The sequence below is a fragment of the Micromonospora sp. NPDC051543 genome (genome assembly GCF_044454415.1).
In the GTDB taxonomy this organism is placed as follows: domain Bacteria; phylum Actinomycetota; class Actinomycetes; order Mycobacteriales; family Micromonosporaceae; genus Micromonospora.
In genome coordinates this window covers 372296-396723 of sequence record NZ_JBITDT010000001.1, presented here as the reverse complement: position 1 = coordinate 396723, position 24428 = coordinate 372296, and the positions used below count along the sequence as shown (strand labels likewise).

Genomic DNA, 24428 nt, shown 5'->3' with positions numbered 1-24428 from the left:
GGTAAGCGGTTTCCTGGCGGGCTGCCGCAGCGCGGCGCGGGTACGGATAACCGCACCACGATCGTTCGGGTCGCCCGGATGTCCGGATCGCCGCCAGCGTCGAGGGTGGAACGCATGGACAACGTGGTGGAACTCGACGGGGTGACACGCACCTACGGCTCGCGCAAACGGCCCATCGCCGCTCTTCGCGGCATCTCGCTCGTGGTGCCGGAGGGGACGTTCGTGGCGGTGATGGGAGCTACCGGCTCGGGCAAGAGCACCCTGCTGCAGTGCGCGGCGGGGTTGGACCGGCCCACGTCGGGGCGGGTTCGGCTGGTCGGCCGGGACGTCACCCGAATGCGCGAAGGCGCGCTGACCCGGCTGCGTCGCGACCGGGTGGGTTTCGTCTTCCAGTCGTACAACCTGCTGTCGGAGTTGACGGTGCGGCAGAACGTGCTGCTGCCCCGGCGGCTGGGTGGACCGCGCCCGCGCCCGCTCGACGAGGTGCTGGCCGAGGTGGGCCTGTCCGGGCTGGCGGGCCGGTCGGTCGGTGAGCTGTCCGGAGGCCAGCGCCAACGGGTCGCCATCGCCCGCGCGTTGGCTGGCCGTCCCGCCGTCGTCTTCGCTGACGAGCCGACTGGGGCGTTGGATCCGGCGACCGGTGAGCAGGTGCTGCGCCTGCTGCGTGACGGGGTGGACCGGTCCGGGGCGACGGTGGTGATGGTCACCCACGATCCGCTGGCCGCGGTTTGGAGCGACCGGCTCGTCCTGCTGCGCGACGGCGAGGTGGTGGCGGACGTCCCGACGCCCGATCCGGCGAGCATCGCCCAGCGGTTGCGGGCCACCACGGGGGACCCGGTGGCGGCCCAATGAGCGCGGGGCTGACCAGGCAGGCGCTGCGCAAGCAGCCGTGGTCCTTCGCCGGTCCGTTCGTCACGCAGTGCCTGGCCGCCGCGCTGGTGTCCGGCGCGTTGGGCGCCAGTTCATCGCTGTCCGGTGCGAGGCTGGACCCGAGCGCCCGGCAGGTGCTGACCGAGAGCTCGATCCCCGAGATGGCCATGCTGTTCGTGGTGGTGTCGGTGTACCTGACCGCGTTGGTCGTCGGGTTGACCATGACGTCGTCGATCGCCCGGCAGGCCCGGGACATCGCGCTGGTACGGGCGCTCGGCGCCACTCCCGGCCGGGTGCGCCGCGCGGTGGCGACCCAGGCCGCCGCGGTGGCGGTGCCGGCGACCGTGCTCGGCGTACCGCTCGGTGCCCTGCTCGCCCACGCCTGGCTGGCGGGGCTCACCGGACACCAGGCGATCCCACCCGGTGTGACGTTCCACCCGTCGTCTGCGGCACTGCCCGTGGCGCTGGGCATCGCCGTCGGGGCGTCGATGGTCGGTGCGCTGATCGCCGGGACGCGCCCGGCACGGGTACGCCCCGCCGCCGCGCTGACCGAGACGGCCGCTCCGCCGCGCCGGATCAGCCTGGTACGTACCGCGATCGGGGTGGTGCTCGTGGCCGGCGGCGTGGCGCTGTCGATCCAGATCACGGGTGGCGACCCGGCGAAGGCCGGCGAGTCGAGCTTCTTCACGATGCTGGCGATGTGCGTGGGGGTCGGCTTCCTCGGTCCGGTCCTGCTGCGGCTGGCCGCTCCGCTCACGCGACTGTTCGGGGGTACCGGGGCGCTGGCCGCGGACAACCTCGCGGTGCGTGCCAAGGCGCTGTCCGGCGCTCTCGTACCACTGGTCCTGGCGATCGCGTTCGCCATGGTGAAGGTGGTCACGCACACCACGTCCGTGCACGTGCGGGGCGTCCCCGAGCCGGCGGCGCGGGTGTGGACGGAGTACTCCGGGACAGCCGTCTACGTCGCCTTCGCCGCCGTCGCCGCGGTGAACACGCTGGCGACCGTACTGCTGGCCCGACGCCGCGAGCTTGCGGTGACCCGGCTGGTCGGCGCGAGCAGGATGCGGGCGCTGGCCATGGTCGTCTGCGAAGCCCTGCTGGTGACGGTGACCGCCCTGGCGATGGGTACCGTTGTCGCGATGGTCACCACGGTTCCGATGCTGCACGGCATGCTGGGCACGTGGACGCCGTACCTGCCAACCGGGCAGCTTGCCGGTGGCCTGACCGCGGTGATCGGCCTGGTGCTGCTCGGCACCGTCGTGCCGGCGCTGGTCGCGATGCGCCGCCCGGCGGTGGAATCGCTGGCGGCGGACACGTGAGGCCGGTCGTCAGCGCGGTCCTGCGTGCTCCGACGGCCGCCCGTACCTGGCGTGCGGTCGGCTACACGGTGACCGGCACCGTGCTGGCCGTGCCGACGTTCGCGATAGCACTGCTGGGGGTGGTGTTCTCCGTGCTGTCGCTGCTGACGATCGGCCTGCCACCGCTGACCGGTGTGCTGGTGCTCGGGCGGCTGACCGTGCGGTACTTCCGTGGACCGGCCCGGCTGTTCCTCGGCTGGAGCTGGCCGAACCCGCCGCCCGTGGGCCGCCGGGGGACGGGCCCGGTGCGCTGGGCGCGCGCGGTGTTGACGGACGCCAGCGCCTGGAAGGCCCTCGCCTACTGCTTCGCCCGGCTGCCGCTGATGGCCGCGGGGGCGTACCTCGGCGGGGCCCTCGTCGTCGGAGGGCTGGTGGGCGTGACCTACCCCGTGTGGGTGCACCGCTTTCCGCAAGACCCGCCGTGGGGCGGTAACTGGGGACTGGCCGCGCAGGGGTTGGCCGCGCTGCTGGTGTTTCCGTGGTACTTCCGGCTCATCGTGTCGCTGGACCGGTGGTTGGTGCGGGCCCTGCTCGAGCCGGTCCCCGAGCGGGTCCGGATAGCGGCTCTGGAGGCCAGCCGGGCCGCGCTGCGGGCGGACGCGGCCGCGCTGCTGCGGCGGGTGGAGCGGGATCTGCACGACGGTACGCAGGCCCGGCTGGTCGCGCTCGGCGTGGGTCTGTCGCGCATCGAGCGGCGCGCCGGCGACCCGGAGCTGAAGGCGATGGTGACGCAGGCCCGGGGCGCGGTGGTGGAGGCGCTGGATGAGCTGCGGGACATCGTGCGGGGCATCCACCCGCCCGTGCTCGACGCCGGCCTGAGCACCGCGATCGAGACCCTGGCCGCGCGTAGCGCGGTACCCGTCGACGTACACGTGGACCTGCCTCAGCGCCCGACGCCCGACCTGGAGTCGGCGCTGTACTTCAGCGCCGCCGAACTCCTCACCAACGTGACGAAACACGCCGGGGCCAGCCGGATCCGGCTCGACCTTCGCGCGCAGGATGGCGTCCTGCGCCTGACTGTCACCGACGACGGGCACGGCGGGGCACGATCCGGGAGCAGGGGTACGGGTCTGGTGGGGCTGATCCGGCGAGCCGAATCGCTGGACGGCGCGCTCTGGCTGGACAGCCCGCCCGGTGGACCGACGACCATCACCGTGGAGCTGCCGTGCGAGTAGTGATCGCCGAGGACAACCCGTTGCTGCGCGACGGGATCACGTTGCTGCTGAACGATCACGGGATCACCGTCGTGTCGACCGTGGACAACGGTGACGGTCTGCGCGCGGCGGTCGACGAACACCGACCGGACGCGGCGGTCGTCGACGTGCGGATGCCACCGACCTTCACCGACGAAGGCCTGCGAGCGGCGCTGGCGATCCGGGTGGCCCACCCGGACACCGGCGTGCTGGTCTTCTCCCAGTGGGTGGAGACCCGGTACGCGCGGCAGCTGATCGCCGAACACCCGGGTCGGATCGGTTACCTGCTGAAGGACCGGATCGTCAGCACCGAGGACTTCATCGACGCGCTGCGGAGGGTGGCCGCCGGCGGGACCGCTCTGGATCCCGAGGTGGTGCGCCAGTTGTTGGCGGCGCCGTCGGTGGACGCGGGCGTCGCCCGGCTGAGCGAGCGGGAGCGCGAGGTCCTGGGGATGCTGGCCGAGGGCCGGTCCAACCTCGCCATCTGCGAGTCGCTCCACCTCGCCCCGCGCAGCGTGGAGAAACACGTGACGGCCATCTTCACCAAACTCGACCTACCCCAGGCGCGGACCGACCACCGGCGAGTTCTCGCCGTGCTGCGCTATCTGAACGCGGCACGGTGATCACTCGTGGCAAGGAGCGGCCCGTGCACGTCAGTCTCGCGACGAGCGCCGGTCGGGCGAGCCGGCCGAACGAGGACTTCATCGGGGCGGTCCCCGGCGCTGTCGTCCTGCTGGACGGCGCCGGCATTCCAGGGTCCGAGGCGCTCTGCGCGCACGGGGTCGCCTGGTACACCCACCGCCTGGGCGGCACGCTGCTCGGCGGACTTTCGCGGGCCGACGGGCGGGACCTCGCGGCCATCCTCGCCGACGCCATCGCGGAGACGGCCGCCGCCCATCGCGCCACCTGCGACATCGCCGATCCCAGCAGCCCGCAGGCGACCGTCCTGATTGCCCGCGCCCACCGGGGACGGCTGGAGCACCTTCTGCTCGCGGACTCGTACCTCATGCTCGAGGAGGTCGGCGGCGGCGTGCGGGTGGTCACCGACGAGCGCGAGGTGGCCGCCCGTCGGGAGTGCGCGGCGCCCCTGGCCGGCAGCACACCCGGAACCCCGGAATACGACCACATCCGCGCCTCCTGCGCCCTGGCGCTGCGCGCTCGTCGGAACCAGCCGGGCGGTTACTGGATAGCCAAGGACGATCCGCGCGCGGCGTGGGAGGCGGTTACCGGCAGTCACTCCCTCGACGAGTTGCACGGCATCGCTCTGCTCAGCAACGGCGCCAGCCGGATCGTCGGTCCGTACGGCCTGACCGACTGGCGGGGTGTGCGGGATCTGCTCGCCTCCGACGGTCCGTCCGGTGTCCTCCGCCGGGTCCGTGAGTTCGAAGACCAGGTGCGCGGCGGCTCTGACGCCCTGGTTCCGGACGATGCCACCGTGGCCCACTACCGTCTGGTGCCGTGCTGGAGTACGAGTTCGAAGGTGCCGTATGGGAGTGGCGAGGGCCGTCGCCGTACCACTTCGTGACGATCCCACCCGACTGCGTCGACATGGTGCGTCAGGTGGCCTCGGCCGTCACCTACGGCTGGGGCATGATCCCGGTGGAGGTCCAGCTCGGGCGAAGCCGGTGGCGCACCTCGCTGTTCCCGAAGGACGGGGGCTATCTCCTCCCGCTGCGGGACTCGGTGCGCACCAAGGAGGGCATCGCCCTCGGCGACGTCGTACACATCCGCCTCGCCGTCCGGGGGCGGTAACGCGGATCGCCCACCCGCCCTGGTCGGACGTTGAGCCACAGCGTCCGACCAGGGGCGGCTGCTAGAGGTACGGGCGCGTGATCAGTTCGATCGCGTGTCCTGCGGGGTCCTTGAAGTACACCCCGCGACCACCGTGCTCGCTGTTGGTCTCTCCGGGCCGCTTCATCTGCGGGTCCGCCCAGTACGTGATGCCTCGTTCCTCGATGTACGCGAGGCATCGCGGGAACAACTCGTCATCGACGAGGAACGCGTAGTGCTGCATCTGGATGTCCACCGGTGGCTCGGCGAACTGGAGCAGTACGCCCTCGTCGAGCAGAACGTTGACGAACAGCCCCCACGAGGGCGCCTCCGGGAGCCCGAACAGTTCCCGGTAGAACGCCGCCGAGGCGTGCTTGTCCTTCGCGGCGATGATCGTGTGGTTGAACGTGACTGTCACGCGTACCTGTCTCTCGGTCGATCCGAAGACCCGACCGGAAGCACACGGCGTCCAGCAGCCGCACTGATTGACAGAACCCCGAAGGCGGCAACGCCCCGGACCCATGCAGGAGACGCGTACGCGTCGATCTCGGCACGGCGGCTGAAGTAGCCAGAACCTCCGGGGGTAGGCCCATCTGGGGCGCATGAGCAGGCTAACACGACGTCCTCTCGCGTGCGTGACCAGAGGGCGCGGCCACGCGAACCCGCACCTGAGCGGGCGGTTTCCCGACTCTTCGGCAGGGGCCGACGGGTTCCGCTGGCGCAACGAGGCCCGGCCTCCCCGCCGACGTGCTCGCCGGGAACCGGCCTACCGCTCCGCCGATGACGTCCGGCGTCCTACGGCCGGTCCGTCGCCAACAGCAGCGCCTCCGCGCCGACCGGGCGGAACCCGGCCGCCTGGAAGGCGCGTACGCTGCGGGCGTTGCCGGCGGCCTGCTGTGCCCAGAGTGGTTGCCCGTCGGGTACGAGGTGCCGGGCGGCAGTGGCCAGCGCCCGCCCCAGGCCGCGGTGGCGGCAGTCCTCGTCGACCTCGATCGCCGTCTCCCAGCGGCCCGCCACGCCTCGGCCGAGCACGACCACCCCGCCGTCGGCGGCCCAGACCCGAACGTCGTCGCGACGGCGACGTGCCCGGCCCGCTCGGGCGTGACCGGCGTCCGGGACCTCGGTCAGCCGCAGCGGGGGCGGGCCGGGCAGCGGACCCGCGACGGTCAGGAGGTCGATGGTGTCGGTGCGGCGCCCGGTGCGGTCCAGCAGCGCGACGAGAAAGCGCGGATTCATCGTGGCCGCCAGGCCGTCGCAGTCGAGAGTGGCCAGCGTGCGGCGTACCCATTCGGGGTCCTCGTCGGTGAACACCACGGAGTGCGCGGTGAACGCGATGACGCCGGCGTCGCGGTGGCACGGCTGCGGTACGACGGTGGTCCCGCCGTCGGCCGGCGGGAAGTGCCCGTTCGCCGCGGCGCGCAGGATGTCGGCCAGCGTACTCTCGGCGATCGTCGTCTCCTCGGGTCGTCGGAACGCGCTCGGCGGCCGGCGCGTGGCGCGCCGACCGCCGAGCTGGTTCGGGTTCAGCTTCCGGTGCAGGTGGCGGTGGTGCCGCCGCCGTTTCCGGTGCCCTGGAATCCGAAGTTGGTGGTCTGGCCCGCAGCCAGCCGTCCATTGTAGCTCTGGTTGGCGACGGTGACGGTCCCGCTGCTACCGGTCGCGACGCCGTTCCACAGCGAGGTGATTGAGGCGCCACTGGGCAGGTTGAGGGTGACCCGCCAACCGCTGAGGGCGGTGCTTCCGGCGGTGACGGTGACGTTGGCGACGAAGCCGCCATTCCACTGGTCCTGCACGGCGTAGGTCGCGGTGCAGCCGGCACCCGTGGGCGGCGGCGTGGTCGGCGGAGGCGTGGTGGGCGGAGGCGTGGTCGGCGGGGGAGTCGTGGGCGGAGGCGTGGTCGGTGGAGGCGTGGTCGGCGGCGTGCCGGGGTCCAGCGTCAGGTTCTTCTGCTGGACCGTCCACTGGGTACCGCACAGGCCGCAGTTGGGCCCGACGAAGTTGGCCCCGGCGGTGGTGTCGCCCTTGAGCCGCCACTTGAGGTAGAGCACCGCGACGCGGCCGAACTCGCCACCGTTGGTCTGGTCGTACGTGCCGCCGTGCCCGACGTTGAGGTTGCCCATGAAGGCGGGCAGCGTGGACGGCAGCTTGCCCCAGTCGTCGATGGCGTTCGGGTAGGCGATGTCGCTGGGCCCGCCGATGATGTAGGCGATCGGCTTGGTCAGCCTTCTGAGCTGGTAGTCGTCGGCGTCGTTGAGCAGGCCGCTGCTGAAGATGCCGGTGGTGGTGACGCGCGGGTCGTTGGAGACCGCGTACGCCTCCAGCCCGCCGCAGGAGAAGCCCGCGACCGCGACCTTCGTCGTGTCGATCTTGTTGAAGTACTTGCTGCCCTGCCGGGAGTTCTCCGCGATGGCCCAGTCGATCGACTGGGTGAGCATCTGGGAGTTGGTCGAGCCGGAGCCGTTCGGGGCGCCGTTGGCGATCGCGAGGAAGCCGTGCGAGGCGATCTCGCGCAGGAAGTTGCCTTGGGAGAGGCCGTTGGCCGAGCAGCCGCCGTTGCCCCAGACGAAGATGGGCAGGCGCTCGGACGGAAGCGTCTGCGGCCGGAAGATGGTGTGGTTGGCCAGGCTGGCCGAGGTCTCGTAGTCGGCGGGGTAGGGACCGGAACCGCCGACGGCGGCATCGGCCGGCGTCGCGCCGAGCGTAATGATCATCGAGGCGATCGGGACGACGGCGGCCACCAACCCCGCGTAGATCTTCGATCTTCTTCTCATGCGCGCCTCCAACGGATGTCACGGTGGGGCTCCCCGCGGCGGCGGTGGCGGCTGTACGTTCGCGCGGCGAGCGCAGGCCACGGGCCAGGTCGATAGGTACGCGTCGACCACCCGGCGGGGTCCCCACAGGCGATCCGATGGGAGCGGTGTGCAGTTACTATCACTGCCGCAACGAAAAGTGTCAATGTCTGTGGGCGTTCAACGCCGGCGTCGGCGTGCCGTCCCGCTGCCACTCGACCCGGCCGTCGGGAGGTCCTCCGACGCCTCGAAGTGGGTGATCCACGCGGCGGCGTCCGGCCAGTGCGGTGTCGCCACCTCGACCAGCCGCGCCTGCGCGAGCGCGCCGAGCGCGGAGTGGATCTCCAGGAAGGTGTCCCTGGCCTCCTGGCGGGGCCACGGCGTCGGCAGCAGGTGGTCGGGCAGGTCCGGGTCGAGGTCGGCGAACCTCCGCCAGGAGTCCATGGCCGAGGTTCGGGCCACCAGCGCCCGTGCCGCGTCCACCTCGTTGTCGCGTACGGCCGCCCGCAGCGGGGCGTACCGCCGGATGAAGGTCGAGTACTCGGACGCGAGCGCGGCCAGGTCGTACGCGCCGGCCGGCCCATGTGGTCCGGACTCCTCGTCGAACCGGACGCGCATCACCGACCACCGGGCGCCCTCGACGTGGTCCAGCAATTCGCTCAGCGCCCCCTTCGCCGGCGCGGCGTCCGATCCCGGCCGGATCCACGCGCTGTCGTAGAGGCTGGCGAAGCGCAGTGCGCTCAGCGCCCGGCGCACGGCGTGCCGCGACGCCTGTCCCGAGGTCGGGACCGAGAAGGTGGCCAGCACCCAGTCGCCGGTCCACCGCGGCGGGTGGGCGCCGAAGGTCAGGAAGTGCCGCATCCGCGCGCGATGCCGGGCGATCGCTCCGGGCGTCAGGTGGTAGACCGGAGGCCGCCGACTCGCCCTCATCGCGATGAGGCCGCGCTTGACCAGTCGGGACAGCGCGGCACGGGCGCTGGACTCGCTGATCCCGAACTCGCCCAGGATCGCGATGACCGCCGCCGAGGGCAGGTCGGCGTCGGTGGAGTCGAGGTACTCGCCGAGCACGGTCGCCAGCAGGTGCTGCGGGCTGGGCCCGATCTGGGCTCGGGGAACTCGCACGTCGTCGGCGTTCACGCCACCACACTGCCGCACGCGGCGGCGTCGGCAGCCGGACGTGGTGATCTGGGGCATTTTCGCCACACTCACCAGCCTGCTGGCCGCGATGCTGCCTTTGCGGATACCACGCGCGGCCGCCGATCATGCCCCCTCATGCTCGCTCGCGGCCCCGCCCCCCTCGCGCCGCTGGCGCGAGCCGACCATTGGGCATGTGGACGACGCGTAGGAACGCGGGCAGCCGCCACGGTCGCGGGCCACCGATGACGATGTCGCGCCGCAGCACCGCCTGGGCGACACCGATCCGGCCGAACATCATCAGGTTGAAGCGGGCGGGATGGAACGCCACGAACGCGTCGTACGGGGCGCCGGGCGGCGGGATCCACACCCGACGGTCGCCCAACGTCAGTGTCGTGGTCGACGTGAACCGTGACCGGAACTGCACCGACACGTGGTGGCGAGGCATCCGCAGTTCGGTGTTCAGCAGCACCCCGTACGAGTCACGCAGCATGTCGAACATGAACAGGTCCCAGTAGAGCGCGGCATGCTCGTCCGGCATCGGCCACGGGCGGCGCAGCGCCCGTGCGATGTCCCAGCCGTGCACGAGCAGTTCGTTGGTCAGGTGGGCGAACAGACCTCCGACCGTCACCCGCGCGTTGCCCAGCCAGCTCACCGTCGAGCGCGGGTGCGAGGTCGTGGCCAGGAGGCGGTCGACCGCTTCGTTCAGCCGTGACAGCAGGACCCCGGGGTCCCGCTCGGCGAAGTGGGCGAGCACGTGCCTGTTGACCTCGGCCACCGTGTCGACGTTCGTCACGGCGAGCATGTCCTCCAGACCTGGCACCGCGATGGCGACCTCGGTGCCCTCCAGCCTGGCCACGTACAGCTCGGCGATAGAGAGGACGTGTGCGACGGTGTCGGCGATGGTCCAGTCGGCGGTCGCCATGACCGTTGGCGACGACGAGGCGGTCACCAGGTAACTGAGCCGGTCGGTAGCCGTTCGGAGCGCCGTGTGCGCCAGGTCCCAGCGGTCCGGGCCGGCCGTGTCAGTCACGTCCCACAGCTTCGGGCATCCGGGCCGGCGGGACTTCTCTGAGATTGCGCTCCTTGGATGCGGTTCAGACCAGCGGCGCCTGCGCCGGTCGGTCGCCGTCACCGGCCGCGCGGACGCCCTCGGGAGCGGCGATGCTGTCGTGGGCGCTGCCGGTGACGATGTTCTCCACGGTCAACATCGCCGTGAGCGCGGCCTTGCGCAGCAGCACCGCGCGCTCGCGTTGGTTGGCGCAGAGCCGAGCCGCGGCCTCCAATTCGGCGCGCGCCTCCGGGTGCCGGCCGAGTCGCGTCAGCAGCTCACCGCGTACGGTGGGGAGCAGATGTGACCCGGGGAGCCGCCCTGCGGCGACCAGCTCGTCCACGATGGCCAGAGCCGGGGCCGGCCCGGAGGCCATGGCCACGGCGACGGCCCGGTTGAGATCGACCACCGGCGATGGCGCGACCCGGCCGAGCGCGTCGTAGAGCAGAACGATGCTGTCCCAGTCGGTCGCCTGCACGGAGGGCGCCGAGGCGTGTGCGGCGGCGATCGCGGCCTGCAGGCCGTAGCGGCCGAGACCACCGCTCGACGCCTGGGCCAGCGCGGCCAGTCCCCGGCGGATCGCCGAGGCGTCCCACCGCCGTCGGTCCTGCTCCTCGAGCAGGACCGGAGTCCCGTCCGGGGCGGTCCGGGCGGGGAACCGCGCGGCGGTCAGCTCGCACAGCGCGAGCAGGCCGTGCACCTCCGGCTCGTCGGGTTGGAGGGTGGCCAGCGTACGGGTCAGTCGGATCGCCTCGTACGCGACGTCGGGGCGCAGCAGGCGGTCGCCAGAGGTGGCCGTCGACCCCTCGGTGAAGATCAGGTACAGGACGTGGAGCACGCCGTTCAGCCGTGCCCGACGTTCGCTGGCCGGGGGCAGCTCGAACGGCACGCCAGCCGCCGCGATCGTCTTCTTGGCGCGGGTGATGCGGGCCTGCACGGTCGGCACGGGCACGAGGAACGCGCGGGCGATCTCCTCGCTGGACAGCCCGCCGACCACCCGCAGGGTCAGCGCCACCCGCGCCTCGGGGGAGAGCACCGGGTGGCAGCTGACGAACATCAGGGCGAGGGTGTCGTCGTCGATGCGATCGGGGTCGACGGCCTCGTCCAGGCCCTCGCCGGTCGCCGCGTCGACCGCCAGCAGCGCGTACCGCTCCCGCAGGGCGCTCCGGCGGCGGATCGTGTCGATGGCGCGCCGTCGCGCGGTGGCCATGAGCCAGCCGGCCGGATTGGCCGGGGAAGCGCGCGGCCACGACAGCAGCGCCTCGGCCACCGCCTCCTGGGCGGCATCCTCGGCCAGCCCGACGTCACCGGTGAACCGGGTCAGCGCGGCGACGATCCGCGCCGACTCGGCTCGCCAGACGGCCTCGACGTCGGCCGTGCCCATCAGGGCCGACCGTTGGTGTCGCTGCCCGGCGGGAGCTCGTCGGCCTCGGCCACGCGCCGGACCTCGATCTTGGACCCACGGACCGCCGGGACCCGCCTGGCCCACTCGACGGCCTCCTGCTTCGAGGCGACGTCGAGCAGGAAGTAGCCCCCGAACAGCTCCCTGGTTTCGCCGTACGGCCCGTCCGTGACCACGGGCGCCTCGCCGCCGAACTCCACCACGACGCCCTGTCCCGGATCGTCCAGTCCTTCGGCCGCGAGGAGGACGCCGGCCTTCAGCATCTCCTCGATGAACCGGCCGGTCGCGGCCATCGCCTCGTCGATCGACGCCATCATCGCCGCGTTCGACTCATCGGTGCCCCGCATGATCAGCATGTACTTCGCCATCGCCTTCTCCTCCTCCGGCGGGGTCGCCACTCGCCCCTCGCGCCCCTATGTCGAACGAGCGGCCCGCACATCGACACCGTCGCGGAGAATTCTCCGACGGGTGCGGCGTGGGCTCGCGCCGGTGCCACGAAGCGGGCCGCCACCGGGTGGTCGACGCGGCCCAGTTTCACCGCCCTCTTATGAACCAGGCCCTGACGCCCAGGAGGGACGCCAGGTCGTCGGGGGTAGCGGCGTCAGGCCCGCGCAGTGGTCCAGTACCGCACGCAGGCCCGGGTGCGGGTTCTCGCGGCGCAGCAGAAGCGCGATCGGGTACGCGAGCGTGGGGCGCGCGATCGGGATGCGGCGCAGGTCGTGGCTCGTCGGCCAGAGGTAGCGGTCGCGCGAGCCGACGAGGGTCGCCACGTCGGTGGATTCGGCGAGGATGTCGAGGAGCACCTCATCGCCGAAGTGTGGGCCGGCGGCGTCGATCCGTAGGTCGAAGGCGGCGGTGAGCTGGTCGTAGAAGGCCGCCCACTCGCTGTGCGGCGCGATGCCCGGCACCCAGATCCGGTGCCCCCGAAGCTGCGCCGGCGTCAGCGTGCGCGCGGAGGCGAGCGGGTGCCGTGGGCCGACGAGCAGTTCCAGCGCCGAGTCGAAGGCGTGGACCATCCGCACCTCGCGCGGCAGCGTCGTCGGGTCGGTGACGGATCGGAACGAGGCGTCGACGTCGCCCGCCTGGACGGCGGCGACCGCCTCGCGCGGGTCGTTGACCCGCAGTATCACGACGTCGAGCGCGATCTGCGGATGCGAGCGCCAGTAGTCGTGCAGGACGACGGCCTGCGCGGAGCGCAGGCCGAGAACGTCGATCCGCAGGGCCCGCGAGCCCGGTCTGATCGCGGCGACCGCGCGGTCCGCCCCGGCGACGATGCCCCGGGCGTGCGGGAGGAACGCCTGGCCGTCGAGTGTCAGCTCGACCCCTCGGGGGGTACGCCTGAACAACCGGACGTCGAGCGCCCGTTCGAGCGCCGCGATCCGCTTGGAGATCGCCTGCTGCGTCACCCCCAGCTCGTCGGCCGCGTGCTGCAACTGCCCGAACTCGGCGGCCCGCACGAACGATCGCACCGCCTCGGTATCCACCGGCTCATTATGCCGATCCACAACTGTTGGTTGTGGCTCTCGGGATCCCGGTTGTTTGCTTCCGCGCGGGCGCGAGAGGTGTGCTGCCCCGGGGCGTCGGTGGATTCGGGAGGGTCGCATGCGGGGGCGGTTGGGGAGCGACTTCGGTTGGCTGTGGTCGGCGTACGCCGCCAGCACGTACGGCACCTGGCTCGCCTTCGGTGCCTTTGCGCTGATCGCCGTCCGCGTGCTGGACTCCTCGGCGGTCGCCGTGGCGCTGCTGGAGGCGGCCGGCCTCGCGGTCGCGGCGGTCGTGGCCTTCGCGCTCGGGCCCTGGGTCGAGCACCGTGCGAAGCGACCGGTGATGATCGCGATGGACCTCGTCCGCTGCACCGCGATGGTCAGCGTCCCGGTCGCGTACGGCCTCGGAATTCTGTCGTACGGTCAACTGCTGGTTGTGTCGATCATTTCGGGGACTGCGGGCATCGCCTTCTCCGCCGCGTCCGGGGCGTACCTGAAACATCTGGTGCGTGGCGCGGACCTGCTGGCGGCCAACGGGCGGTTCGAGGGCACGGCCTGGGTGGCGACAGCGGCCGGGCCGCCCCTGGGCGGCGCGCTCGCCGGGCTGCTCGGTCCGGTCGTGACCGTCCTGGCCGACGCCGTCAGCTACCTGCTGTCCGCGTTCGCGATCCTGCGTGTTCGGGCCGGCGACGTCGCCACACCTCGTGGCCGCGCGACGGGGCTGCGGCCCGCCGACCTGCTGCACGGGGGGAGGCTCATCCTCGGCGACGGCGTCCTGCGCGGGCTGTTCCTCAACTCGATCCTGGTCGGCGGCCTCATCATGGCCACCGCGCCGTTGCTGGCCGTGCTCCTGCTGGGCCAGTACCACCTTCCGGCATGGCAGTACGGCCTCGCCTTCGGCATCCCGGCTCTCGGTGGGCTGCTGGGCGCCCGCCTCTCCGCGCGCCTCGTGAGCCGCCACGGCCGGCACCGGGTCATGATCGTTTTCGGCTGGCTGCGTTCGGTCTTCCCACTCGGTCTCGCCCTCGTCCAGCCGGGTGTGCCCGGACTCGTCACCGTGATCGTCGTCGAGGGACTGCTGATCACGTGCATGGGAGTCTTCAATCCGATCTACGCGACCGAACGCCTGCGCCGGGTCCCCGCGGGTCACGCCGCGCGGGTGCTCAGCACGTGGAGTGCCGTCGGCAAGCTCCTGCAGGCTGCCCTGATGGTGGGCTGGGGTCTTCTCGCCACACTCACCAGCCCGCTCGCCGCGATCACGCTGTCCGGAGTCCTGTTGCTGGCCACTCCGCTGTTGCTGCCCCGGCGGACACCGTCGGTGGCCGTCGCGGCCAACACGTCCGGGCGTGACGTCCGGGTCGGGTGACCTTCCGTGACCATTCGCTTCATATTCCCAGTCGTCGATGTTAACGTTCACTTAACGTCGTCGTCTGCCGGTCGACATCGTCGTCGGCAGCGGCCCGGGATCGGAGAACGCTTATGACCACGTCCGGCATGGTTCTTCGGGTGCGCACGGTGGCGGTGCTGACGGTGTGCGCCCTCGCCACCGCGGTCCCGGTGGCCGCGTCCGCGTCCGCGACGACCATCACCGTGGCTGCCGACGGCAGCGGCGCCTACACGACCGTGCAGGCCGCCATCGACAGTGTCGCGGCGAACAACGGCGTTCCGGTCACCATCACCATCAAACCCGGCACCTACCGGGGCGTGGTCACCATTCCCGCCAACAAGCCCTACCTCACCCTGGTCGGCGCCGGCAGTTCCGCCGCCCAGGTGGTGATCGTCGAAGGGCATGCCTCCGGCCAGACCAAGCCCGGTGGCGGTACGTACGGCACGTCCGGCAGCGCCTCGGTCTTCGTCAACGCCAACGACACCACGATCAGGAACCTGACCATGTCGAACGACTTCGACGAGGCCGCCAACACCCTCGACGCCGAGCAGGCCGTCGCTGTCAACACCTCCGGCGACCGGGTGCAGTTCGACAACGTCCGCGTCCTCGGCAACCAGGACACCCTGCTGGTCAACGCGCCAAGTGTCAGCTCGGTCCGGCGTCTCTACGTCCGCAACTCCTACGTGGAGGGCGACGTCGACTTCATCTTCGGGCGGGGCACCATGGTCTTCCAGAACGGCACCGTGCACTCGCTCACCCGGGGCTCGTCGTCGAACAACGGCTACCTCACCGCCGCGGCCACCGACATCAACAACAGGTTCGGCTTCCTGTTCTGGGGAACCACGCTGACCAGCAACGCTCCCGCCAGGACCGTCTACCTGGGCCGGCCCTGGCACCCCAGCGGTGACGTGAACGCCCGCGGTCAGGTGCTCTACCGGGGCGTCACGATGGGCGCGCACATCCGCACCGACCCCTGGACCGACATGTCCGGCTTCTCGTGGCGGAACGCCCGCTTCGCCGAGTACGGCAGCACCGGGCCGGGCGCCGTCATCAACGCCAACCGGCCGCAGATGAGCGCCTCCACCGCCACCCAGTACACACCCACCGCCTACCTGGCGGGTACCGACGGCTGGAACCCCATCCGATGACGACGATCCGTTCCCTGCGTACCGCGGCCCTCCTCGCGGTCGCCGCCGGGGTGCTCGCCGCCGGTCTGCCGGTGCTCAGCGCCGAGGCAGCGGCCGGCGACGGCACGCCGGCCGACTCGAACATCAGCTTCGTCGGCCGGTGGAACAGGACGAACGCCTCGGCGTACGTGCCGTACTGGGCCGGCGCGTACCTGCGCGTCGGGTTCACCGGGAGAACGGTGAAGCTCCGGCAGCGCAACACCATCCAGCTGTGGGCGAGCATCGACGGTGGGGCGTTCACGTCCTTCACCGGCTCCGGCACGATCAACCTGACGCCGACCGCGCTGGCGGCCGGCAGCCACACGCTGATCGTCAGCTACCGGCAGGTGGCCGGCTCCTACACCGGTGACGCGGTCTTCCAGGGGTTGATCCTCGACTTCGGCGCGGGCACCTTCGCGCCACCGACCCGCCCCAAGCTGGTCGAGTTCGTCGGTGACTCGATCACCGCAGGGGCCACGAGCAGTCAACTCGCCGTGACGGACTACGCGTTCAAGGTCGGTGAGCGGCTCGGCTACGACCACACCCAGATCGCGATCGGTGGCATGTGTCTGGCCGAGACGACCGACGGGTGCTGGGCGCAGGAGACACGCTACTGGATGTCCTCCGGTGGTCAGGCCGGCACCGAGCCGTGGGACTTCTCCCGCTACACCGCCGACGGCGTGGTGATCAACCTGGGGACCAACGACAAGAGCCACGGCGTGAGCGGCGCGGCCTTCCAGGCGGCGTACACCACCTTCCTCACCAGGATCCGGGCCAGGTTTCCGAATGCCACGCTCTTCGCCATGCGGACGTTCATCGGTCGCTACGCGACGGAGACGGAGGCGGCGGTACGGGCACGCAACGCGGTGGGCGACACCAACGTGTTCTACGTCGACACCACCGGCTGGCTGCCGTCCGGCGGCCTGAGCGACTCGGTGCACCCGAACGACGCCGGCCACCAGGCCATCACCGACCGGCTGGCCCCGATTCTCAGCGCGCGACTGAACGCGACCCCGGCCCCGACGACGCCCGCGCCGACGACGCCCGCGCCGACCACTCCGCCGCCGACGACGCCCGCGCCGACGCCGTCTGCGGGCGCGGCCTGCGCGGTCACCTACCGCAAGACCGGTGACTGGGGTACGGGCGCCCAGTTCGACGTGACGCTCACCAACACCTCCACCGTCGGAGTCAACGGGTGGACGCTGACCTGGTCCCTGCCGGGCGGCCAGCGGATCAACCAGTCCTGGAACGCCACCGTCACCCAGTCCGGCGCTGCGGCCACGGCGGTGAACGCCGCCTGGAACGCGGTGATTCCGGCCGCCGGCTCGACCAGCTTCGGATTCATCACCGACAGCCCGCTCGCCGGAGCGACCGGTTTCGCCCTCAACGGCTCCCCGTGCGCCGCCGTCGGGTGACGGCGAGCGCCTCCGATCAAGGCAGGAGTAACCCGATGACGGTTCGCCGATCGCGTCTCGTGGTTCTGGCAGCAACGGTCCTGACCGTCGTGGCCGGCGGGCTCGGCATCGCCACCGCCCAGGCCGCCACCCCGGCGTGTGCTGTCGACTACCGGGTCACCAGCCAGTGGGCCGGCGGGTTCGGCGCCGATGTCGTCGTCACCAACCTCGGTGACGCGGTGACCAGTTGGAGCCTGGCGTGGAGCTTCGCTCCCGGGCAGGGCGTGACGCAGGCGTGGAACGCCACCGTCACGGTCACCGGCTCGGCGGCCACCGCCACCAACGTGAGCTACAACGGCGCCGTCGGCACCGGCGCGTCGGTCACCTTCGGCTTCACCGGCTCGTGGAGCGGCAGCAACCCGGTGCCGTCGTCGTTCTCGTTCAACGGCACCACCTGTGCCGGTCCACCGGCAGCGACGCCCACCGCGCCGACGCCGTCGCCCACCGCGCCGTCGCCGACATCGACGCCATCGCCGGCGCCGACACCCTGCACCGGCCCGAGCACGCCGCCGGCCAGCCCGTCCACGTCACCGACGCCCGCGCCGACCAAGGTGTGGATGGCGGGCGACTCCACGATGATGAACGCCAGTTCCTGTCCGATCGGCTGGGGCAGCCAGTTCGCGTCCTACCTCACCTCGAAGGTCACCGTGCAGAACAGCGCCGTCGGCGGTCGCAGCATCCAGACCTGGTTGTACGAGGGCAGTGTGACCTCCTCCAAGAACTCGGCGGGCGAGTGCGCGCTCAGCTCGACCGCCTACAGCGCGCGGTGGTCGGCGATGCTGGACACCGGCAGTGGCTTCCGGGCCGGCGACTTTCTGATCATCCAGTTCGGTATCAACGACGGTGACTCGGCCTGCCCGCGACACGTCGGCGCCAACCGCTTCAAGGAACTGCTCGGCGTGATGGCGACGGCCGCCAAGGCCAGAGGTGTGAAGCCGATCTTCGTCACCCCGGTCGCGGCGATCACCTGTAGCGGCAACACCGCCGTCGGCAATCGTGGGTTCGTCGCCGAGACGACGGCCGCGGCCGCCGCCAACGGCGTACCGGTCATCGACCTGCACGCGAGGAGCGTGGCGCTCTACAACACGCTCCGGTTGTGCCCGAACAACGGTGACTACTCGACGGGCGCGGTGGGCGCGTTCTTCTGCAACGACCACACCCACTTCGAGACCGCCGGGGCCAGACAGATCGCCGGCCTGGTCGCCACCGCCCTGCGGGCGCAGAACATCCCGCTCGCCGCCTACCTGAGGTGACCGCCACTTTTCGCTGATCGGGCCCGCGCGGTGGCCGGATCACGCCCGATCATCAGGACGTCATCGCGGTGCGACGCCGGGGCGTGACCATTGCGCGGTGGGGCGGCCGTTGAGACGCCACGGGTGCCCGGTGACCCGCGGCCAGCCTTCCGGCGAGTTCTCCCAGTTCTCCTGCCGGCCGTACACGGTGAGGTCCAGGGCGTGGTAAGTGGTCATCAACGCTTCGACGCCCCGCCCGGTGGTCCAGTAGGTCTCGTAGACGTTGTCGCCGTCGCGTAGGTAGCACGCGATGAACCCGAAGCCGCGACCGTCGGCCAGAGCCGGGTCGGAGTCTTTCGCCGAATACCAGGGGAACCTGTAGCCCATGAACTCCGCGAACGGGGCGCTCTCGTCGTAGGGGCCCTGGCAGAACACGGCGTAGGTGACGTCCCGAGCGTGCAGGTAGTCCAGCGTCTGCATGTGGCAGGTCGAGAAGGTGCATCCCTCACACTGATGCTCGTACGGCTTGTCGTCGTGCCACATGTGGAAGTAGGCGATGAGCATCCGGCGGCCCTCGAACACCTCCACCAGCGGGGTGTCCCCGCCAGGGCCCCGCACCGTCACCGTCGGCATCAAGGTCATCGGCAGCTGACGGCGAGCGGCTGCGATCGCGTCTCCTTCGCGGGTATGGGCCTTCTCCCGGACCAGCAGTTCGTCGCGCTCGCGCAGCCAGGTCTCCCGGTCGACGACCGGGGGCGCGGCGGCGCTGAAGGCGGGGGTTGCCGTCATGGCGTTCTCCTTGGTAGGTGAGGATCGGTCACAGGTACAGACGACCGAGTCGGCGATCGTCATCGGTGACCGATGACGGATGGGTCCGCGGTCGTCAGTACGGTGGTGAGGATCATTCAGCCCCGGGGAAATCAGGTGTCCGACTCGACCGATGAGCAGGCGGTCTGGCTGCAGCGCGCCTTCGGCGAGCACCGGCGCGAGTTACACGTGCACTGCTACCGCCTTGCCGGGAACGTCACCGACGCGGACGACCTGGTGCAGGAGACATTCCTGCGTGCCTGGCGGGCTCGCGACCGCTTCGAGGGTCGGGCGTCGGCGCGTACCTGGTTCTATCGGATCGCCACGAACGTCTTCCTCGACAGCCGCAAGGCGGCCGGTCACCGGACGGTACCGTCCGGGGATCCGCTGGAGTGGTCCACCGAGCTCGGTCCCTATCCGGACGCCCTGCTGGCCGACGATCCGCAGACCGGTATCGCCGCCCGGGAGACCGTCGAGCTGGCCGTGATAGCAGCGCTCATGCACCTGCCGCCACGGCAGCGGGCAGCCTCCGTACTGCGCGACGTCCACGGCTGGACGCCGCAGGAGATCGCCGCCGCGCTCGACACCGCCGTGGCGGCCGTCAACAGCCTCCTCCAGCGGGCCCGCCACACCCTCCGCGGGCGCACTCCGTCGGACCCGAAGGACTGGCGCCGCCCGCAGCTCACCAGGGAGGACGAAGAGATCCTGCGCCGCTACGCCAACGCGAAGGACCCGGAGACGATCCGGGCACTGCTCGCCGAGGACGTACGGATCACGATGCCGCCCGAGCCGCCGGTCGTCGGGATCGACGCGGTCGCGGAGTTCCTTGCCCGCCCGCTCGACTGGCGTACGTTCCCCACCTCAGCCAACGGGCGCCCGGCGCTGATCAACTATCTCCGCCGGCCCGGCAGCCCGCACTACGAGGCGTTGGTCGTCGACGTACTTCGGATCGAGAACGGGAAGATCGTAGAGAGCAACGCCTTCATCGGTGCCCGTCACGTCGCCGTGTTCAGCATGCCCGCCACACTCGAGCCCTAGACGAGTAGGTCTCAAGCCAGGTGTCCGAGTCTGCGTTCAGTGGCAGATGATGTGCCACCGTCCAAATCGGCTTGAGCGACGGCCCGGCTGCTATCGTCCAGCACCCGAATGACGATCCTGGCCTGCTGTGGGCCGTCAACAACCCGTTTATCGGCAACGAGAGCAGCACGAAGATTTACACCAGCGGCCCGATCTGACGCCGGCGTTCGCGTAACGAGCTCCGGTCCGTCAGACGAGCGGCGCCTGCGCCGACCGGTCGCCGTCGCCGGCTGCGCGGACGCCCTCGGGAGCGGCGATCGGCGCGGTGATGATCCGGCTCGGCAGCACCGGCGCGTCCCGGCCCGTGCCTCGCCGCGCCCCGCCGTCGGTCGACTGCTCGTGGTAGTCCTGCTCCACGTTGACCGACCAGATGTCGTGGGCGCTGCCGGTGACGATGTTCTCCACGGTCAACATCGCCGTGAGCATCGAATGGTCCTGGTTGTTGTAGCGGTGCATGCCGTTGCGTCCCACCGGGTGCACGTTCGGCACGGCCTCGGCCAGCCACGCCCGGATCACGTCCACGTTGTGCTGGTAGCGCTCGTCGTACACCGGATAGGCCTTCGGCATGCGCACGACGTAGCCGGCCTCGACGACCCCCGGCCGGACCAGGCCCAACCGCTCCAGCTCCGCGGTCGCGAGGGCCACCAGGTCGGCGTCGGCGGTACGCCACATCTCGTCGTCCTCGAAGACGAAGTACTCCAGGCCCAGGCAGGTGCGCCCGTCCTTGACGAGGTACGGCGACCAGGAGCCGAAGTTCTGGATCCGGCCCACCCGCACCGCGGGATCGTGCACGTAGATCCAATTGTCGGGGAACGAGAACTCGGCCGGCACCACCAGGGCGACGGTCAGGAAGTCGCGGTAGCGCAGGTCGGCGGCGCAGGCCAGCACGTGCGGGGGAGCCGGCGGGCGGAGCGCGGCGACCAACTCCGAGATCGGCATCGACGAGATCACATCGTCGGCCGGCTCGGTACGCTGCCCGCCCGCGCCGTTGACCGTCACGCCGATCGCCCGGCGTCGTTTCGGGTCACGGTGCACGGCGGTCACCCAGGTGCCGGTCGACACCTCCCCGCCGCGCTGGCGTACCTGGTCGGCGCAGCGTTCCCACATCATCCCCGGCCCGTACTTCGGGTACTGGAACTCCTCGATCAGGCTGGTCACGTCGGTGCGGCGGCGTCCAGGCAGCACCGCGTTGCGGATCGCCGTGGCCAGCGACAGGTTCTTGATCCGCTGCGCGGCCCAGTCGGCCCGCAGCCGGTCCGCGGGCATACCCCAGACCTTCTCGGTGTACGTCTTGAAGAAGATCGAGTACAGCCGCCAGCCGAACCGGGCCGACACCCAGCCTTCGAAGTGCGACTGGTCGCGCGGTGGGCGAACCCGCGCCCGGGCGTACGAGGCGAGGCACCGCACCGCCTCCGGCAGACCCAGGTTGCGCAGCGCGTTCGTCGCGCTCAGCGGGTAGTTGAACAGGGCGCCCCGGTAGAAGATCCGACTCATCCGGGGCCGGGTCAGGAAGTCCTCGTCGGGCAGGATCTCGTGCCAGAACGCCTCCACCCGGTGGACCTTGGTGAAGAACCGGTGTCCGCCGATGTCGAAGCGCCACCCGTCGCGTTCCACGGTCCGGCTGATCCCGCCGACCACCTCGTCGGCCTCGAAGACCCGGACCGGCCGCCCGTGGCGGAGCAACTCGTACGCCGCCGTGAGCCCTGCCGGCCCCGCGCCGATGACCACCGTGCCGTGTTGCTCGCTCATGCCGCCGACTCCCTGTTGCTGGTCGAGGCGGCCCGCGTACCCGTTATGACCGGGTTGTCACCTCGGGTCCTGGTGGGTTTCTCCTCCGGCGAGGTCCGCCGGGGCGTACAACGGGGAGGGCGGCGGGCGGTTCGGCGGACCGGGGGAGCGGGGCGGATGCACCGGTGGCGGGGCGGCCGGCGGCGCGCGAGGGCGCTGGTCCAGACGGGCGCGCGACTGGTCCGCCGGGTTCCCCAGCCCTGGCCGTACCTGATCGGGCTCTTTTTCGGCGCGAAGCTGTTGCTGACCCTGCTCGGCCTCCTGGTCCTGCACGCCTGGGACGGCATTCCAGGTGCGCCACCGCCAGACGAGGCGCTGATGTGGGCGCAGCAGCGGGAGATCTCCGGGCACCGGTGGATCTCCCTGTGGTTCGCCTGGGACGCGCTGCTCTACGTGCGGCTGAGCGAGCTGCCACTGACCGGGCGGCCGTGGGGGGACTTCGGCTTTCCGCTGCTCTACCCCTTCCTCGCCCGTCCGGTCGGCGCGCTACTGGGCGGTGACAACGCGCTGGCCCTACTGTTGATCAGCAATGTCGCGTTCCTGGGCGCCCTCGGGTACGGCTACCGGCTGGCCGAACTGCTGTTCGGTGACGCCGACGCGGCTCGTCGATTCACCCGCTACCTGGTTCTCCTGCCGACGGCCTTCCTGTTCCAGGCCGCGCTGACCGAGTCGCTATTCGTCTGCCTCGCGCTGGCCGCCTTCTACTACGCCGAGCGCCGCCGGTGGCTACTTGTCGGCGTGGTCGGCTACTTCCTGGCGATGAGCCGGTCTCTCGGACTGCTCGTCGTCCTGCCGTTGGCGCTCGTGCTGCTGCGCCAGCACGACTGGCGGCTCGGTCCGCGTGCCCTGCTCGGATACCTGCGGACCGGCTGGCCGTTGCTGCTGCTGCCCGCCGGATGGTTCACCTTCATGGCGTTCTGCAAGTGGCGGGGCGGGGACTGGTTCGCCTACCAGCACGCCCAGAAGGCCGGCTGGGGGATCGAGGCGCAGAACCCCCTTCCGGTGGTCCTGGGCGGGCTCACCGGCGAGCCGCGCGACGCCGCCCGGGTCCTGTTCGCCCTGGTCGTGCTGGCCGTCCTGGCCGCCGGGTTCCGCCGTCGGGAGCTGCCCTATCTCGTCTACGGCGTGCTCATGGTGGTGGTGCCGCTGTCGTTGGGTCCGGCGGTCTACAAGAGCCTGCTGCGCTACCTGCTGGCGGCGTTCCCGGTGGCCCTGGTGCTGGCCCGCTGGGCCAGCCGGGCGAGCGCCGACGTGTGGCTCACGGCGGCGCTCGCCCTCGTGCAGGGCGCGCTGTTCGTGCTCTGGCTCAGCTACTGGACCCACATGATCATCTGATTGGACGCATGTCGGTCGGGGCAGGATGAGGCGATGACCGACCCACGGGTACGCCTCGACGACCTGGGCGCCTGGCTGATCAAGGGCAACGCGGACAGCGTCGACCTGGCCGCCCGCTTCGCCCGCGAACCCCTGGTGACGAGCTGGTGCGTACGCCCCGGCTACCGGGCCCGGCTGATGCGCGCCGGGCAGCCCGTGGTGTTCTGGGCCAGCGGCAGCCGCGCCCGCCTGCCGTACGGGGTGTGGGGCGTCGGCCGGGTCACCGCGCCGGCCGAGCCGGGGCCGCCGGGGCGACCCTGGTCGGTGCCCGTGGAGCTGCCCATCCTCGCCGAGCCGGACCGCGTGTCCCGAGGCGTGTTGCGTGCCGACGACCGGCTCGCCGCTCTGGAGGTGCTCCGACAGCCGCAGGCGGCCAACCCCTCGTACCTGACGGTGGCCCAGTTCGCCGCCCTGCGGACCCACCTGCCGGTCTGAGTCCCGGCGGCCCTGTGCGAGCCTGGTACCCGTCGTACCGTCGCGTGCGGGGGAATGGAGGCCCGGTGTTCGCCCTGGCGCTGAACGAGGATGTCGAGCTGCGCGCGTTGGACCCCTGGCGGGCCGAGGAGTTCCTCGCCCACCTGGACCGGGCGCGAGAGCACATAAGTCCCTGGGTGGCACCATCCTTCGTCGCCACCGACCTGCCGTCGGCCCGGGCCGTGCTGCAGCGCTACGCCGACCGCTGGGCAGCCGACGCCGGCGGTATCTGGGGCCTGTGGTGGCGCGGCACGCTGGTCGGCGGGGTGATGTTCGTGTCGTTCGACGTCACGCTTGGCCTGTGCGAGGTCGGCTGCTGGGTGGAGCCGGCGGCGCAGGGCCAGGGATTCGTCGCCCCCGCGGTACGGCGGATCGTCGACTGGGCGGTGCGGGAGCGCGGCATCCAGCGCGTCGAGTGGCGGACGAACGCCGCCAACGTCCGCAGCATCGCCCTCGCCCGCCGGCTGGGCCTGCGCCACGACGGCACCCTGCGCCAGGTCTACCCGGGCCGGCACGGTCGCATCGACCTGGAGATCTGGTCGGTGCTGGCCGACGAGTGGCGGGCCGCGTCCGCGCCGCCACCCACCGTCCACTGACGACGACGGATTTCTGTCGTAC

At 71.3% G+C, this 24428-nt stretch carries 25 protein-coding genes; 15 read left to right on the top strand and 10 right to left on the bottom strand.

All coding sequences use genetic code 11. The features are described 5' to 3' along the window. The first annotated feature begins 114 nt into the window (after positions 1–114). From ACIA3K_RS01920 to ACIA3K_RS01895, 6 genes are read left to right on the top strand one after another with little or no spacing between them, the layout of a single operon-like run. Positions 115–852, top strand: a complete 738-nt coding sequence (locus ACIA3K_RS01920) for an ABC transporter ATP-binding protein (protein ID WP_396798480.1) — start codon at positions 115–117, stop codon at positions 850–852. Then, complete coding sequence (locus ACIA3K_RS01915; RefSeq protein WP_396798478.1) at positions 849–2189, top strand: FtsX-like permease family protein; 1341 nt, start codon at positions 849–851, stop codon at positions 2187–2189. Before ACIA3K_RS01920 ends, ACIA3K_RS01915 begins: the two co-directional genes overlap by 4 nt. After that, positions 2186–3403 (top strand): sensor histidine kinase, encoded by a 1218-nt coding sequence (locus ACIA3K_RS01910; protein WP_396798476.1) that lies wholly within the window; start codon positions 2186–2188, stop codon positions 3401–3403. The genes ACIA3K_RS01915 and ACIA3K_RS01910 overlap by 4 nt, the downstream gene beginning before the upstream one ends. Beyond that, a complete protein-coding gene (locus ACIA3K_RS01905) occupies positions 3394–4044 on the top strand; it encodes a response regulator (protein ID WP_396798475.1) in 651 nt (216 codons plus the stop codon). Before ACIA3K_RS01910 ends, ACIA3K_RS01905 begins: the two co-directional genes overlap by 10 nt. A gap of 23 nt (positions 4045–4067) precedes the next feature. Further along, complete coding sequence (locus ACIA3K_RS01900; RefSeq protein ID WP_396798474.1) at positions 4068–4946, top strand: hypothetical protein; 879 nt, start codon at positions 4068–4070, stop codon at positions 4944–4946. Continuing rightward, positions 4943–5173 carry a DUF1905 domain-containing protein gene (locus tag ACIA3K_RS01895; RefSeq protein ID WP_396798473.1) on the top strand — a complete coding sequence of 77 codons (231 nt, stop codon included), beginning with the start codon at positions 4943–4945 and terminating at the stop codon, positions 5171–5173. The genes ACIA3K_RS01900 and ACIA3K_RS01895 overlap by 4 nt, the downstream gene beginning before the upstream one ends. Before the next feature lie 61 nt (positions 5174–5234). Here the strand turns inward: ACIA3K_RS01895 and ACIA3K_RS01890 are convergent, their stop codons facing one another. The 8 genes from ACIA3K_RS01890 to ACIA3K_RS01855 form a co-directional block, all read right to left on the bottom strand. Beyond that, positions 5235–5609 carry a VOC family protein gene (locus ACIA3K_RS01890; protein WP_396798472.1) on the bottom strand — a complete coding sequence of 125 codons (375 nt, stop codon included), beginning with the start codon at positions 5607–5609 and terminating at the stop codon, positions 5235–5237. A gap of 377 nt (positions 5610–5986) precedes the next feature. After that, positions 5987–6640 (bottom strand): GNAT family N-acetyltransferase, encoded by a 654-nt coding sequence (locus tag ACIA3K_RS01885; RefSeq protein ID WP_396798802.1) that lies wholly within the window; start codon positions 6638–6640, stop codon positions 5987–5989. 74 nt (positions 6641–6714) lie between these two features. Further along, on the bottom strand, positions 6715–7962 hold the full coding sequence (locus ACIA3K_RS01880; protein WP_396798470.1) for a cellulose binding domain-containing protein: 1248 nt from the start codon (positions 7960–7962) through the stop codon (positions 6715–6717). 198 nt (positions 7963–8160) lie between these two features. Beyond that, on the bottom strand, positions 8161–9117 hold the full coding sequence (locus tag ACIA3K_RS01875; RefSeq protein ID WP_396798468.1) for a PaaX family transcriptional regulator C-terminal domain-containing protein: 957 nt from the start codon (positions 9115–9117) through the stop codon (positions 8161–8163). Between the two features lie 133 nt (positions 9118–9250). Then, positions 9251–10147 (bottom strand): maleylpyruvate isomerase N-terminal domain-containing protein, encoded by an 897-nt coding sequence (locus ACIA3K_RS01870; protein ID WP_396798466.1) that lies wholly within the window; start codon positions 10145–10147, stop codon positions 9251–9253. 64 nt (positions 10148–10211) lie between these two features. Next, positions 10212–11549, bottom strand: a complete 1338-nt coding sequence (locus ACIA3K_RS01865; RefSeq protein WP_396798464.1) for an RNA polymerase sigma factor — start codon at positions 11547–11549, stop codon at positions 10212–10214. Then, positions 11549–11935: a YciI family protein gene (locus ACIA3K_RS01860; protein WP_396798462.1), complete on the bottom strand. Its 387-nt coding sequence runs from the start codon at positions 11933–11935 to the stop codon at positions 11549–11551. The genes ACIA3K_RS01865 and ACIA3K_RS01860 overlap by 1 nt, the downstream gene beginning before the upstream one ends. Positions 11936–12112: 177 nt before the next feature. After that, positions 12113–13051 (bottom strand): LysR family transcriptional regulator, encoded by a 939-nt coding sequence (locus ACIA3K_RS01855; protein WP_396798459.1) that lies wholly within the window; start codon positions 13049–13051, stop codon positions 12113–12115. A gap of 118 nt (positions 13052–13169) precedes the next feature. Between ACIA3K_RS01855 and ACIA3K_RS01850 the strand changes: the two genes are divergently transcribed. The 4 genes from ACIA3K_RS01850 to ACIA3K_RS01835 all read left to right on the top strand — a co-directional run bounded on the left by ACIA3K_RS01850 (position 13170) and on the right by ACIA3K_RS01835 (position 18311). After that, on the top strand, positions 13170–14417 hold the full coding sequence (locus ACIA3K_RS01850) for an MFS transporter (RefSeq protein ID WP_396798457.1): 1248 nt from the start codon (positions 13170–13172) through the stop codon (positions 14415–14417). Between the two features lie 140 nt (positions 14418–14557). Then, positions 14558–15586 carry a pectinesterase family protein gene (locus ACIA3K_RS01845; protein WP_396798455.1) on the top strand — a complete coding sequence of 343 codons (1029 nt, stop codon included), beginning with the start codon at positions 14558–14560 and terminating at the stop codon, positions 15584–15586. Continuing rightward, positions 15583–17019, top strand: a complete 1437-nt coding sequence (locus ACIA3K_RS01840; protein WP_396798454.1) for a cellulose binding domain-containing protein — start codon at positions 15583–15585, stop codon at positions 17017–17019. Before ACIA3K_RS01845 ends, ACIA3K_RS01840 begins: the two co-directional genes overlap by 4 nt. Before the next feature lie 35 nt (positions 17020–17054). Further along, a complete protein-coding gene (locus ACIA3K_RS01835) occupies positions 17055–18311 on the top strand; it encodes a cellulose binding domain-containing protein (RefSeq protein ID WP_396798452.1) in 1257 nt (418 codons plus the stop codon). Positions 18312–18371: 60 nt separating this feature from the next. On the opposite strand, the gene ACIA3K_RS01830 is transcribed toward ACIA3K_RS01835, so the two are convergent. Next, positions 18372–19079, bottom strand: coding sequence for a DUF899 family protein (locus ACIA3K_RS01830; protein ID WP_396798450.1), 708 nt, complete (start codon positions 19077–19079; stop codon positions 18372–18374). Between the two features lie 135 nt (positions 19080–19214). Here ACIA3K_RS01830 and ACIA3K_RS01825 point away from each other — a divergent pair, with 135 nt between their 5' ends. Further along, complete coding sequence (locus ACIA3K_RS01825; protein WP_396798448.1) at positions 19215–20135, top strand: RNA polymerase subunit sigma-70; 921 nt, start codon at positions 19215–19217, stop codon at positions 20133–20135. Between the two features lie 71 nt (positions 20136–20206). Next, on the top strand, positions 20207–20332 hold the full coding sequence (locus tag ACIA3K_RS01820; RefSeq protein WP_396798446.1) for a hypothetical protein: 126 nt from the start codon (positions 20207–20209) through the stop codon (positions 20330–20332). 31 nt (positions 20333–20363) lie between these two features. Here ACIA3K_RS01820 and ACIA3K_RS01815 read toward each other — a convergent pair whose 3' ends face one another. Beyond that, complete coding sequence (locus tag ACIA3K_RS01815; RefSeq protein WP_396798444.1) at positions 20364–21923, bottom strand: NAD(P)/FAD-dependent oxidoreductase; 1560 nt, start codon at positions 21921–21923, stop codon at positions 20364–20366. A 156-nt stretch (positions 21924–22079) separates the two neighbouring features. Here ACIA3K_RS01815 and ACIA3K_RS01810 point away from each other — a divergent pair, with 156 nt between their 5' ends. From ACIA3K_RS01810 to ACIA3K_RS01800, 3 genes are all read left to right on the top strand, one after another. Beyond that, positions 22080–23297 (top strand): hypothetical protein, encoded by a 1218-nt coding sequence (locus tag ACIA3K_RS01810; RefSeq protein WP_396798443.1) that lies wholly within the window; start codon positions 22080–22082, stop codon positions 23295–23297. Positions 23298–23330: 33 nt separating this feature from the next. Continuing rightward, positions 23331–23771, top strand: a complete 441-nt coding sequence (locus tag ACIA3K_RS01805) for a hypothetical protein (RefSeq protein ID WP_396798441.1) — start codon at positions 23331–23333, stop codon at positions 23769–23771. Positions 23772–23836: 65 nt separating this feature from the next. Next, the gene (locus ACIA3K_RS01800; RefSeq protein ID WP_396798439.1) at positions 23837–24406 is read left to right on the top strand and encodes a GNAT family N-acetyltransferase; all 570 of its coding nucleotides are present in this window, start codon (positions 23837–23839) and stop codon (positions 24404–24406) included. Positions 24407–24428 lie beyond the last annotated feature (22 nt).

What these genes read in the sequence shown, in the direction of transcription:
- ACIA3K_RS01840 (WP_396798454.1), top strand. Translation starts at nt 15,583, where the DNA reads ATGACGACGATCCGTTCCCTGCGTACCGCGGCCCTCCTCGCGGTCGCC.
- ACIA3K_RS01915 (WP_396798478.1), top strand. Translation starts at nt 849, where the DNA reads ATGAGCGCGGGGCTGACCAGGCAGGCGCTGCGCAAGCAGCCGTGGTCC.
- ACIA3K_RS01920 (WP_396798480.1), top strand. Translation starts at nt 115, where the DNA reads ATGGACAACGTGGTGGAACTCGACGGGGTGACACGCACCTACGGCTCG.
- ACIA3K_RS01810 (WP_396798443.1), top strand. Translation starts at nt 22,080, where the DNA reads ATGCACCGGTGGCGGGGCGGCCGGCGGCGCGCGAGGGCGCTGGTCCAG.
- ACIA3K_RS01880 (WP_396798470.1), bottom strand. Translation starts at nt 7,962, where the DNA reads ATGAGAAGAAGATCGAAGATCTACGCGGGGTTGGTGGCCGCCGTCGTC.
- ACIA3K_RS01805 (WP_396798441.1), top strand. Translation starts at nt 23,331, where the DNA reads ATGACCGACCCACGGGTACGCCTCGACGACCTGGGCGCCTGGCTGATC.
- ACIA3K_RS01830 (WP_396798450.1), bottom strand. Translation starts at nt 19,079, where the DNA reads ATGACGGCAACCCCCGCCTTCAGCGCCGCCGCGCCCCCGGTCGTCGAC.
- ACIA3K_RS01865 (WP_396798464.1), bottom strand. Translation starts at nt 11,549, where the DNA reads ATGGGCACGGCCGACGTCGAGGCCGTCTGGCGAGCCGAGTCGGCGCGG.
- ACIA3K_RS01835 (WP_396798452.1), top strand. Translation starts at nt 17,055, where the DNA reads ATGACGGTTCGCCGATCGCGTCTCGTGGTTCTGGCAGCAACGGTCCTG.
- ACIA3K_RS01815 (WP_396798444.1), bottom strand. Translation starts at nt 21,923, where the DNA reads ATGAGCGAGCAACACGGCACGGTGGTCATCGGCGCGGGGCCGGCAGGG.
- ACIA3K_RS01860 (WP_396798462.1), bottom strand. Translation starts at nt 11,935, where the DNA reads ATGGCGAAGTACATGCTGATCATGCGGGGCACCGATGAGTCGAACGCG.
- ACIA3K_RS01850 (WP_396798457.1), top strand. Translation starts at nt 13,170, where the DNA reads ATGCGGGGGCGGTTGGGGAGCGACTTCGGTTGGCTGTGGTCGGCGTAC.